Origin of the sequence: Corynebacterium choanae, assembly GCF_003813965.1 — a bacterium.
Classification (GTDB): Bacteria; Actinomycetota; Actinomycetes; order Mycobacteriales; family Mycobacteriaceae; genus Corynebacterium; species Corynebacterium choanae.
Genome location: NZ_CP033896.1, coordinates 1948066 through 1960459, shown reverse-complemented (window position 1 = coordinate 1960459; position 12394 = coordinate 1948066). Strand labels below are relative to the sequence as shown.

The window sequence follows — 12394 nt, the reverse complement described above, 5'->3', positions numbered from 1 at the left end:
TATTGCCCGCTGCAGCCGACCGACTGCCGTATAGGACCTTTTCCGCTGAGATCACAGCCACGGGTGAACACACCACCGGAAGTAACGTGTTCACCAAGCTGGCTGGCGCCACGGTGCCTTCGCTGGGTGCCACGCACTATCGATGAAAAATATTGCACTGGCACGAAATGCGAATAGGCCACCTGATTGGACGTGATTTGCGGACAATCCACCTGCGGACACCTGTGCGACAATCCTGGCCGGGGGACGGCGTAGCATCTAGCAGCGGACTGATGGACAGGCCAGCTCAATAGCACCCGGTGTGCGGCTGCTGGTGACTATCAATCAGCCGGCACTCCTGCTGCTACCAGACCAACGTGATTGTGAAAGGCGGTCGATGATTCGATGACCTCGAGTTTGGACGAACTTGCTGTAGTCAGCGGCGCAACGCTCAATGCTGGTGACCCTGATACGGCAGGGAAACTGCGTATCGCCAGTGTGGGAATCAACGCACAAACCTTAGAAGAACGCTCCCTATTTGCAGCAGTCCCCGGAACCCGCACACATGGCGCAAACTTCGCCGCCAAATCACAGGCAACTGCGATCCTCACCGATGCGGAAGGCTACCGGATTCTTACCGAAGCCGGCGAAAAGCGTCCCGTGCTTGTGGTGGCTAATGTTCGGCACATTCTTGGGAAGGTAGCCAGTGCAGTTTATGGAAATCCGAGTCGTGAGCTCACTATCATTGGGGTGACTGGCACGGCCGGTAAAACAACTGTTGTGCACATGCTGGAGCATGCGCTGTTGAAAATGGGCTATGCGGTCGCGATGATCGGCACCAATGGCACACGGATCAACGGTGAACCGCACCACACAGAACTCACCACCCCGGAAGCGCCCGTGTTGCAGGCACTGTTTCGGCACATGGTCGACATTGGGGTGACCCATGTGGTCATGGAAGTGTCTTCTCATGCGTTAGAGCTCGGCCGGGTAGGTGGCGTGGAATTCACGGTTGGCGGGTTTACCAATCTGTCCCAAGACCATCTCGACTTTCACGACACGATGGAGGAATATTTCGCGGCTAAAGCACAATTTTTCCAACCTGGTTCGCCGGTGCGCCCCACTTCAGTCGTGATCAACGTCGACCAGCAGTGGGGGCGACGGATGGCAGTCATTGCCGGACCTGCGGCCGCCACAATCAGTTTGACGGGGGCGCCCGCATCCCAACCAGTAACCGAGATTGTTCCCACCGCCGGTGGGGGACACACCTTCACGATGCGCATTGGTGAGACTCGGATTCACGCAGAAACAGTACTACCGGGGCTGTTTAACGTTGCCAATGCTGCACTAGCAATGAGTTTGGCGCACGCGGCCGGGGTGCAGGTGCAACAATTCGCTGAAGCACTCACCGACGCAGTGGTTCCCGGCCGGATGCAGCCAATCCAGCAAGGGCAAGACTTTGCAGTGTTTGTCGACTATGCGCATAAGCCAGCAGCATTAGCCGCAGTACTGGACACTGTCGCTGACCAAACCCAAGGTCGTATCGCGGTGGTATTCGGCGCCGGTGGGGATCGCGACCACGGGAAACGGCCTGTTATGGGCAAAGAAGCTGCGACCCGCGCCAATCTTGTCGTGGTCACCGATGACAATCCGCGAAGTGAAGATCCGGCAACGATTCGCCGTGAAATTCTCGCCGGTATTCATGAGCTCTCCCAAAAACCCGCTACAGCCGCGAAGAAGTCGCTATCATCGGCAAAAAACCGGCAAGACAAGAAAAACGGTACGGGACTTGCGAAGAAGCGGAAATCCCTTGCGGAAGTGCATCAGATTGGCGATAGGTCGGCAGCGATTGCCTACGCCATCGATTGGGCAAACCCCGGTGACACGGTCATTATTGCCGGTAAAGGGCATGAGACAGGACAACAAATCGGTGACGAAGTCATCGAATTTAATGATGTCACCCAAGCTGAGCACGCTATTGCTCAGCGGCTTCGCCGCTCCTAGCCAGTCGCTGATACTTCGCTGATTGCTACCTTTCAGCCAGTTGCTGCACCCCTGGAGCTGTCGAATGGACAGTGCCACCGCACCCGATGGGAGTACTTGGGTAGCAGGCCAAGCCATTTGCGACCGCTGTGGAAAAGCTACGGTGATAGAAATGTTAGGCGGACAGATTCCTGGTGGCTTACCATTGATCCTGTCGTAGAAGTCAAGTGGATAACGCCTTAGGCGGTGGAAACCACCAGACATGCTTGCCTGGCAGCACACCTTTGGTAGGAAAGTCAGAGCCGTTGTTGGTGGGTGAGTCGACGAGTGTGGTTACCGCGGCCGGGATTCGCGACGATTGGATTCCGCCACGTTGCAGCCATACCTCGCGATCGAGCCGGCAGGTGTGCAGAGCATCTCCCAGTGCGCTTGGCCGAAGGTTTGATCCTGCTTAGCCTGAACACTGAAAAAACCTAGGTACTAGACCGATTTTCGCTCACGATAGAAGGAGCTTTCCCATGATTGAATACAGCCTGTCGCGGATCGCGGAAATCGTGGGCGGGACGCTCAACGAACATGCTGATCCTGCCGCAATAGTCACCGGCAGTGTGGAATTTGATAGCCGTAAACTGCAGACCGGTTCTTTGTTTGTGTGTCTTCCCGGAACGAAAGCTGACGGCCATGATTTTGCAGAAGCTGCAATCGAGGCTGGGGCAGTTGCCGTGTTGGCAGCGCGAGACGTTGCGGTTCCAGCGATCATGGTTCCGGAGGCTCAAGTGACGAAGACGAACGCGTCGTTTTTCGATCTTGACCCCGCAGGCGATGGGATTCGCGTACTTACCGCACTATCCCGTTTAGCACGAGCTGTACATGATGAGCTCACCCAAGCAGGGATGATTACTGTTGGAGTGACCGGATCAGCGGGCAAAACCAGCACGAAAGATATGATCGGGACAGTGCTACGTGCCGCTGTGGGGCCGGATGCACCGGCTGCAGCGGTCATTGCACCGGCGGGGAGTTTCAACAACGAGATTGGTTTACCGTATACGGCGCTGACCTGCACGGCGGAGACGCAATACTTTGTTGCCGAAATGGCTGCCCGGGGAGAAGGGCATATCCGTCAACTCACCGATATCACCCCGCCTAATGTGGGGGTTGTGCTCAACGTTGGCCATGCCCATGTTGGCGAGTTTGGCAGTGTGGAAGCGATTGCTCGGGCGAAAGGTGAGCTTGCTGAAGCAGTTCCTGCCCATGGGCTGGTGTTGCTCAACGCCGACGATGCCAATGTGGCCGCGATGGCAGAACGGATCCACGCACCACTGCGGTTTACCTCCGCGGGACAGTCGACAGGACCTACGGCGGATGTGTGGGCAAGTGAAATCACTGTTGATTCGTTGTCCCGTGCCTCATTTGTGTTGCACTGCTCCACAGGTTCAGCGCCGGTTAAGCTGCAAGTGTTTGGTCGTCATCAGGTTGATAATGCGGTGGCAGCTGCAGCAGTTGGACTGTATGCCGGGATGCCACTGGATGCGGTAGCTGCTGCACTGGGAAGCCACCAGGCGAAAAGTGTCCATCGGATGGAAGTCACCGTGCGCCGCGACAAGGTAACTGTCATCGACGACTCGTACAATGCGAACCCTGAATCGATGCAGGCAGCGCTGGCAGCATTGCAAGCAACGCAGCCGCAACAGCAAGGGGGACGTCGCTGGGCTGTGCTTGGGCAAATGGGTGAGCTTGGCGATGACACAATTGAGGCTCATGAACGTCTCGGGGCGCAATTGGCCGCCTATGGGATTGATGAGCTTGTGGCAGTCGGTCAAGGTGTAGCAGCTAAGGCACTGGTGCGTGGCGCCACGAATGCTGGAATGTCGGTTGAGCAGGCACAGTCGGCAGGGGCAGCTGCCAACATTGTGGACTGTTCACTCGCCCCTGGTGATGTGGTGTTGATTAAAGCATCGAATGCTGATCATCTATGGGATGTCGCCACTATGCTCATCGATCGCGATCGGCAGCGCCGCGTCCGGTAGGGGTTTTCCGCTGCAAACAGGCACGCTTCGTCATCCCACTTGGGGTGCGAGTAGACTACTGACGCGGGCGGCTGACTGCCGGAATTGCATACTTCAGCAGCGCCAGCCAGCAGGTCACCACCGGTAACAAGTGCCGCATTGCAGCGGCACGCTGCCGGTGTTCCCGTAACAGTCGAATCATTTTTCGATCCCGAGTGCGAAATCGTTAGGTCTCATGGCTCAAATTATTCTCAGCGGCGCCGTGGCATTTCTCGTCGCGATTTTTCTCACTCCGGTGCTTATCCGCCGATTTTCCGCGGAAGGCCTCGGACAGGAAATTCGCGCCGAAGGTCCAGCCAGTCACATGCGTAAACGTGGTACCCCTACCATGGGTGGTATTGCGATTATTGCCGGTATTGTCGCAGGCTATATTGTCGGCAATTTGGCAGGCTGGTTTACCGGTAAGGATGGCTTCACTGCTTCGGGGCTCATCGTCATGTTCCTCACCCTCGCTATGGGTGCTTTGGGGTTTGCCGATGACTACATCAAATTGTGGAAAGGCCGCAACCTGGGGCTGAACAAGACAGCGAAGCTTGTCGGTCAGTTTGCGGCGGCGTTGATCTTTGGCTGGCTGATCCTGCGTTTTAGTAATGATGCTGGGCTGACCCCCGGTTCTACTCGGTTGAGTTTCCTGCGGGATATTGACGCATTCGATTTGCGAATCGGTGGTGGAATTCTTGGCACCATTGTGTTCTTCTTCTTCATCTATATTGTGGTGTCTGCCTGGTCGAATGCGGTGAACCTTACCGACGGACTCGATGGTCTGGCAGCCGGGACTACAGCGATGGTGATGGGTGCGTATTCGATCATTACTTTTTGGCAGTTCCGGTATCCCTGTGCCCCCGGGCAAACCGGTGGCTGCTATGAGGTGCGTGACCCACTGTCGCTGGCGATTATTGCGGCAGCCGGGCTGGGGGCTTGTTTGGGATTTTTGTGGTGGAACTGTGCCCCGGCGAAAATCTTTATGGGTGATACTGGCTCGCTGGCACTCGGTGGGCTTGTTGCTGGGTTGTCGGTGGTGTCCCGTACAGAACTGTTGATGGTGGTTATCGGTGCGCTCTTTGTGATCGAGGCAGCGTCGGTGGTGATTCAGGTGGCGGTGTTTAAGACCCGCGGTAAGCGATTTTTCCGCATGGCACCGTTCCATCACCATTTTGAAAATGGTGGCTGGGCTGAAACCACTGTGGTGCTGCGATTCTGGTTGCTTTCCGCGATGGCGATCATGGCCGGGATGGCGCTGTTTTATTCCGAATGGTTAGCCACCAGCTCCTAGTCGTGCAGCATTTTTGGGGCTGTGCTTGAAAAAGGACAGTCACAGCTGATACCAGCTTGTCGTCATACCAGTTGCTTAATCTGTTGGTTGAGCAGCTGGTTTTTCTTTGCTCGGCGGGCCAGCACTTGAGGTGGAAGATTGCACAGGTGGGGTATCGGTGGTGGTGGGCTGAAGCAGATGGTGGGTTTTGCAGCGTTTGCCGGTGCCGGTTGCCTAGGTTGCGGGTGGTGGAGTGGTTCAATAGGCGGTAGGCCAAGTATTGGTCTGTGTTGCCACCGCCACATTTGTGTTGCACACAGTTGCAGCTTTTGGTGGCGCAGTGGTTTGGAATATTGCCCGTGTGGGCTGTGCAAAATGAGGTGTGCAATGGTGGAAAATCAGTGGTCGAGGGTGGCATCGGTGTTAGATGTTGCAGATCGTCCGGTGTTGGTTGCAGGTGCTGGTGTGACGGGTCGATCAGTGGCTGCACTCTTTGCAAATTACTGTGATATTCCGGTGGTGGTGGCTGATGATCATCCTGCAGCGGCCGATACACTTGCCGAAACAACGACCGCGCCGGTCATTAAGGTAGCGGAGGCACAACAGCGGATCGAAGAGTTTTCGCTAGTGGTTGTATCCCCCGGCTGGCGTCCGGATGCGCCGCTGTTGACGGCTGCACAGGGGGCTGGGGTGCCGGTAATTGGGGATGTGGAGTTAGCTTGGCGACTTGACCAGGCGGGAATATTTGGTGGTGGTGCGCACCGGTGGGTGGGGATTACTGGCACCAATGGGAAAACCACTACTACGGCGATGACTGCCCACATGGTGACGGCGGCAGGGATTCCGGCGATTGCTGTGGGCAATATTGGTACCCCGGTGTTGCAGGCGCTTGCAGCGAGCACGCCAGAGACAGTGTTGGTGTGTGAATTGTCATCGTTCCAATTGCATTGGACAGCCGAGTTCACGCCAGATGTGGGAGTGCTTTTGAATCTGGCGGAAGACCATCTTGATTGGCATGGCGGTTTTGCGGAGTATGCCTTGGCAAAGTTGCAGCTGCTGCGTGCCCCGACCGTGGTGGTTGGTGATGATCCGGTGCTGCAGGATGCAATCGACACCCACCGTGAGACTATTTCCCAGCTGCGGGATCGCAGTGGTGGACAGGGCAGTTGGATTCAGTTTTCGGCAAACGATGTTCCTGCCGGTGGGGTGGGGGTGGCTGGTGACCGGCTGCTGCTTTCCGCATCTGCACCGATTGATCACCAAGGTTGTGTCGCGGGTGAGGATTGCGATCTTGCCCCTGCTGTGGGGATTTCTCCACCGGGACCTGCTGGAATTTATGATGCGGCTGCTGCGGCGACTGCGGCTCTGATCGTTGGGGCGGACAGTACCGCGATTACTGCCGCGTTAGCGTCATTTACGGTGGCTGACCATCGGGGACAATGTGTGCATACGAGTAGCGATGGGGTGCAGTTCATTGATAACTCGAAGGCAACAAATCCGCATGCCGCTTTGAGCGCCATGCAACTCGGTGCGCCATTTGTGTGGATTGCTGGTGGACAGTTAAAAGGTGCCGATATTCGGCCGCTGTTACAAGCAACCAGCCACAATATTTCGGCAGCTATTGTGTTGGGTGTTGATCGGCAGCAATTTGCGGATGCACTTGCTGCGCTGGCGCCGTCGATTCCGGTGGTGGTTATTGATTCCACTGATCCGGTGGCGGCGATGAACGAGGCAGTGTCCCAGGCGGTGGCGGCGGTGTCCCGCCCAGGGGTGGTGCTGCTAGCACCGGCCGCGGCAAGTTTGGATATGTACTCTGGCATGGCTGAGCGTGGGAATCTGTTTGCTGCTGCCGCACGGGCCTATACTCAGTAGCATTCAACAGCTACAACTGTCACAATAGTCACAACTGTTTCGTATTTTTTGGTGGTTGCTTCAGTTTGGCCGCTGCTGCACACCACCAGAACTTGACGGCACCGCACCGTGGTCACTGCACAAGTGCTGTGAGCATGGTGCCGTTGCTGAAAAGGTAACGAAGCTTCGGTGTTGTGAGTGTTCCCTGTCCGGCTCGTGGCTGCTGGTTGGGTCGTCGCAGGATGAAAGGTGCTGACGTTTGTTATGACTGTTTCCGCCGCCGCACCGGCGCGCCCCACCATTCGTCAGCGGTTTCGTGACACGATCGCTGACGTGTTGAGCCGGCCATTGGTTGACTATTTCTTTATTGTCTCCGCAGTGGTGCTGCTTACCAGTATCGGCCTGCTCACGGTGACTTCTGCCACGATGAGTGCTTCTGCTACTGATACTTGGTCGGCGGCTGCGAAACAATCCATTTTCGTGGCAATGGGCTTCATCGGTTTCTGGGTTGCTTTACAAGTACCGTTGCAATGGGTGCGCAACCTGTCCACCCCGCTGCTGTGGGTCTCAATCGCACTGCTGTTCGTTACTTTGATTCGTGGTGTGGGTGCTGAAGAAGTCGGTTCCCAGTCGTGGCTGCAGCAGGGATTTATCGGCTTGCAGCCCTCAGAACTTGCCAAGGTAGCAATCTGTATTTGGGGCGCGAAATTTTTTGCTGACACTACCGGTCCTGGCAAAAATCCGGCGATGCCATATTTCAAGTTCGCCTCTATGGCGGCGCTGTGCTGTGTCCTGATTTTCTTCCAGGGTGACGTTGGCATGGTGATGATGTTTGGTATCACCGTCACCTTAGTGTTGACGATTGCGGGGGTGGATCCCCGGATGATTCTGGGGATTGTTGGGATCGGCACCGTCGGTGTGTTCGCGTTGGCGGTCGGCGGCGGTTTCCGTTCCGACAGGTTCATTGTGTTTTGGGAAACCTTCCAGGGGGATTTTGCCGATATTCGCAACCGCGGCTACCAGTCCTATCAGGGGTTGCTCTCCCTTGCTGAAGGTAGTGTGACCGGTGTGGGACTTGGCCAGTCCCGGGCGAAGTGGAATTATCTTCCCGAAGCGAAAAACGACTTTGTGTTTGCGATCGTTGGCGAAGAGCAGGGGTTGATTGGGGCTGTTTTTGTTATCGCTCTCTACCTGTTGTTGCTGGCCTTCGGACTGCGGTGTGCAATGCGCCACGATGATCGTTTTCAGGCGTTACTTGCAGCCGGTCTGACGGTCGGTGTGGTGGTGCAGGCGGCCTACAACATTGCCTATGTTATTGGGTTGGCGCCAATTACCGGGATTCAGTTGCCGATGATTTCCTCCGGTGGTACTTCTGCGGTAGTGACCCTGACGTCGATGGGATTGTTGGCGTCGTGTGCCCGGCACGAACCGGAGGCTGTGGCCGGGATTCAAACCCATGGGCTGCCAGTGGGGGATCGGCTGTTGAAGATTCGACCGCCCCAGCATCTGCGGCTTTCCCGCTATGGTGGGGCGACCCTCACCGCTGCGCCGCGTGCGGCAGCTCCTCGCAATGGAGCCAACTCCGCACCCCGATCAACCAGTGCCGCTGGCGGATGGCGCAGCTATCTCGGTTTTTCCCAACCTCATCAGACCCGCCGTGAACAACCATTGCTGGGATCGCAAACCCGGAAGCAGCCACCGACACCGGGGAGGCAAGCGAGCAGTGCAGGTGGTGCACCTCGCAAAGGGGCGGCCGCATCGCCGCCGCGAAACCGCGCATCCTCTCGGGGGACTGGGAAGGCCGCCCCGTATCGTTCATCGGCTGTGTCGACTACACGCAACGACCGGGTCGATGGGTCACGCCCCAGTTATCCGGTGCGCAGGTATCCGACAGTGCAGCAGTCTGATAACCCCCGGCCAGCAGCCGGTGGTGCCCAGCTGGGAAGCAAGTCTGCACGAGAGGAATCGGCAATACTAGGGCACGATTCCGACACTCATGCAGGTTCCCAGCGTGGTCAATCGAATCGGATTCGCCCAGTTCCACCGGTGCGCCGCACCCCGCCGTCCACAGGCTCCCGCAGCGCGGGGCCTCGTGTCACCCGCCGCAATCGTGACCGGTAGGACAGGTCATGGAGCGCGCAACAATCGATGACTGTGCAATGGTTATCGAAACCTAGAGAGTATTCGACCTGGTGGTGTACTGCTATCACCATTGCCGGCAACCGGGGAGAAAATCCAACTACAATACACAACCACACCAACCTTGCGATGTCAGCAGATCCCACAACTGCCCAGCAGTACACAGCGCATCCACGTGGACAAGGAGCAGCACACACGGTGAAATCACAACAACCAGCAGATCAGGAAACATTCAACGGCCAGGCTGCCCATATTCTGGTGGCCGGTGGTGGTACCGCCGGCCACATTGAGCCGGCCATGGCGGTCGCAGATGCGCTTCGTGACCAGTACGGTGCCCGCGTGACGGCGTTAGGAACAACCCGTGGATTAGAAACTGACCTGGTGCCTGCCCGCGGTTTTCCGCTGGCCACAATTACCGCAGTCCCCATCCCGCGGAAACCCTCGAAAGCGTTACTGCAGGTTCCTGGCAAACTGGTCCGGGCGCTGCGGGAAACCCGCGACATTTTACGTCGCAACCATATTGATTGTGTGGTGGGATTTGGTTCATATGTGTCGGCGCCAGCCTATTTGGCGGCGAAGTCGTTACGGATTCCCTTTGTGGTGCATGAGGCGAACGCCCGGGCAGGGTTGGCCAACAAACTTGGAGTCGCCTTAGGCGGACTCGGGTTAAATGCCCAACCTGAAAGCGGTCTCACCGGTGAAGTTGTGGGGCTTCCCGTTCGCAACACGATGGCAGCATTACAGGATCCGCAGCAGCTTGCAGCCCTGAAACAGCAAGCCGCCCAGCATTTTGGATTATCGCTCGACAAACCAACTCTGCTGGTTACCGGTGGGTCGCAAGGGGCGGTGGCGCTTAACGAGGCGTTGGCCGGGGCGATGGATGCGCTAGTCGATGCTGGGGTGCAGGTGGTGCACGCCTATGGCAAGAAAAATGCCGCCCCGTCGCCGCGTCCTGGGGTGGTCGCTGTTCCATATATTGAACGAATGGATTTGGCCTATGCGATCGCCGATCTGGTGGTGTGCCGTTCCGGGGCGATGACGGTTGCAGAGATTACGGCTTCCCGCACCCCGGCAGTGTATGTGCCATTGCCGCACGGCAACGGGGAACAGGCATTGAATGCCCGATCAGTCGTGGCTGCCGGCGGGGCACAGTTGGTCAACAATGCCGAATTTACCGCCGACTATGTGCGCGACACTGTGGTGCCTTTGGTGTCTGATCCGCAGGCTTTAGCAGCGATGCGCACGGCGCTGGCTGCAACCCAAACCACCGATGCTGCCACAGCAGTTGCCGACCGGGTGATGGCTGTGGTGCGTTCACGCCGCCACCGGTGACCACCTCCCATGTCGCCCACAATGATCCATCATTGCGGGGCGCGGAAGCAACAACACGCTTGCCCCTGTGCTGGTGAAACAACCGGCTGGTGTGGTCTGGTCGCTGGCGCAAGGCCGCAACCACTCGTTGCAGCCTTGCGCCAAGTAGGCTGTGAACACCAACAATTTTCGGCGTTGATAATGCCCCACTGTTAGGAGAACGCTCGTGTCCCATGCACCGCTTGATGTATCCCGCGTCCACATGGTTGGTATTGGTGGCGCTGGAATGAGTGGCCTTGCCCGTATTTTGTTGGATCGGGGCAGTGTCGTCTCCGGTTCTGACATGAAAGATTCCCGAATCCTGCTCGGGCTGAAAGCTGCCGGGGCAACGATCTTTGTCGGTCACGATGCAACCCATGTGCGTGATCTGCCGGAACTTCCGACGGTGGTGGTCACTTCGTTTGCAGCGATCCCGCAGGACAATCCAGAATTAGCGGCGGCTCGAGCGCTGCAAATCCCGGTTATTCGCCGGTCGGATTTATTAGCTGCGTTGATGCGGGATCATCGCCAAATCCTTATCGCCGGCACCCACGGGAAAACGTCGACAACCTCCCTTGCCGTGGTGGCGTTACAGCAGGCTGGATTGGATCCAAGTTTTGCTATCGGCGGCCAACTCAACAAAGCTGGCACCAACGCCCACCATGGCACCGGTGACTGTTTTGTGGCGGAAGCAGACGAGTCTGATGCGTCCCTGCTCAGCTATGCCCCAACCGTGGCGGTGATTACCAATATTGAGCCTGATCATCTGGACTTTTTTGGTACCGCTGAACGCTACTATCAGGTGTTTGACGATTTCGCGATGCGGCTCGTCCCCGGCGGCACACTACTGGTGTGCTTAGATGACGATCATGCTGCCCGCTGCGGCAAACGAGCATTATCGCGGGGGCGTCGTGTCGTAGGCTACGGCACCGAGGATGCAGCAAATCGACATCCAGAGATTCCCACTCTTGCAGCGTTAAGCAATATCCGCCATGCCGGAAGTTCCTCGCATGCCACAGTAACTATTCACAACCAGCAGCTCGATTGTGCATCTGGCACCAGTGCCCATGTTGATCCGGCAACACTGATCAACCAGGGTTCCCGCGAAGCGAAGATATCTGTGGCAATCCCCGGCGATCACATGCTGCTCAATGCAGTGGCGGCAATCGCTGCTGGGCTGCTGGTCGGCGCCGATTTTGCCGATCTGGTCGCCGGTGTGTCTGGTTTTACCGGGGTGCGGCGCCGTTTCGAACATAAAGGCCATGTGGCGACCGGTCGATTCGCAGGAACCGACGTGTTTGATGATTACGCCCATCATCCCACCGAGGTTGCGGCCGTGTTGGCAGCTTCCCGGGATCTTGCTGTCGCAGAGAATCGGCAGGTTGTTGCTATCTTCCAGCCGCATCTCTATTCGCGGACAATGAATTTTGCGAAGGAATTTGCACAAGCGCTTTCCCTCGCAGACGAAGTCATCGTGCTCGACATTTTCCCCGCTCGGGAACAGCCCGTTGCCGGGGTCGACGGGCGCATCATCACCGAACATGTCACAGTCCCGGTGCAATATTGTGCATCAATGGCAGACTGCCCAGAGCTTGTAGCATCAGTAGTGCAGCCAGGGGCGATCGTATTAACGATCGGGGCAGGCTCGGTGACGGTGCTCGGCGAGGAAATCCTGCATCAGCTCGACACAGCCCCCGAAGTTGGCAACTAGTAGCCAGCGGGCAGGCTGCCGCCATGGCTTATTGTTTCTGCTGTACACAAGCTAGCTGGTCGT

Annotated in this window: 7 protein-coding genes; all 7 read left to right on the top strand. The window is 57.2% G+C overall.

Translation table 11 applies throughout. The annotated features are described in order from the left end of the window. Window positions 1–384 precede the first annotated feature (384 nt). The 7 genes from CCHOA_RS07045 (at window position 385) to murC (ending at window position 12331) form a co-directional block, all read left to right on the top strand. Window positions 385–1983 carry a UDP-N-acetylmuramoyl-L-alanyl-D-glutamate--2,6-diaminopimelate ligase gene (locus tag CCHOA_RS07045; protein WP_123928733.1) on the top strand — a complete coding sequence of 533 codons (1599 nt, stop codon included), beginning with the start codon at window positions 385–387 and terminating at the stop codon, window positions 1981–1983. Between the two features lie 497 nt (window positions 1984–2480). Then, the gene (locus CCHOA_RS07040; RefSeq protein WP_123928730.1) at window positions 2481–3989 is read left to right on the top strand and encodes a UDP-N-acetylmuramoyl-tripeptide--D-alanyl-D-alanine ligase; all 1509 of its coding nucleotides are present in this window, start codon (window positions 2481–2483) and stop codon (window positions 3987–3989) included. Between the two features lie 214 nt (window positions 3990–4203). Further along, window positions 4204–5301, top strand: coding sequence for a phospho-N-acetylmuramoyl-pentapeptide-transferase (gene mraY, locus CCHOA_RS07035; protein ID WP_123928728.1), 1098 nt, complete (start codon window positions 4204–4206; stop codon window positions 5299–5301). 366 nt (window positions 5302–5667) lie between these two features. Beyond that, window positions 5668–7152 (top strand): UDP-N-acetylmuramoyl-L-alanine--D-glutamate ligase, encoded by a 1485-nt coding sequence (gene murD, locus CCHOA_RS07030; protein WP_123928725.1) that lies wholly within the window; start codon window positions 5668–5670, stop codon window positions 7150–7152. Window positions 7153–7395: 243 nt separating this feature from the next. Further along, complete coding sequence (locus tag CCHOA_RS07025) at window positions 7396–9252, top strand: peptidoglycan glycosyltransferase FtsW (RefSeq protein ID WP_123928722.1); 1857 nt, start codon at window positions 7396–7398, stop codon at window positions 9250–9252. A gap of 216 nt (window positions 9253–9468) precedes the next feature. Continuing rightward, window positions 9469–10602: an undecaprenyldiphospho-muramoylpentapeptide beta-N-acetylglucosaminyltransferase gene (gene murG / locus CCHOA_RS07020; protein ID WP_281273261.1), complete on the top strand. Its 1134-nt coding sequence runs from the start codon at window positions 9469–9471 to the stop codon at window positions 10600–10602. Window positions 10603–10843: 241 nt separating this feature from the next. Then, window positions 10844–12331: a UDP-N-acetylmuramate--L-alanine ligase gene (gene murC / locus CCHOA_RS07015; protein ID WP_221339804.1), complete on the top strand. Its 1488-nt coding sequence runs from the start codon at window positions 10844–10846 to the stop codon at window positions 12329–12331. The last annotated feature ends 63 nt before the right edge of the window (window positions 12332–12394 follow it).

Excerpts from the sequence above, each read along its gene's own strand:
- mraY (WP_123928728.1), top strand. The coding sequence starts at position 4,204 with ATGGCTCAAATTATTCTCAGCGGCGCCGTGGCATTTCTCGTCGCGATT.
- murD (WP_123928725.1), top strand. The coding sequence starts at position 5,668 with ATGGTGGAAAATCAGTGGTCGAGGGTGGCATCGGTGTTAGATGTTGCA.
- CCHOA_RS07040 (WP_123928730.1), top strand. The coding sequence starts at position 2,481 with ATGATTGAATACAGCCTGTCGCGGATCGCGGAAATCGTGGGCGGGACG.
- CCHOA_RS07025 (WP_123928722.1), top strand. The coding sequence starts at position 7,396 with ATGACTGTTTCCGCCGCCGCACCGGCGCGCCCCACCATTCGTCAGCGG.
- murC (WP_221339804.1), top strand. The coding sequence starts at position 10,844 with ATGGTTGGTATTGGTGGCGCTGGAATGAGTGGCCTTGCCCGTATTTTG.
- CCHOA_RS07045 (WP_123928733.1), top strand. The coding sequence starts at position 385 with ATGACCTCGAGTTTGGACGAACTTGCTGTAGTCAGCGGCGCAACGCTC.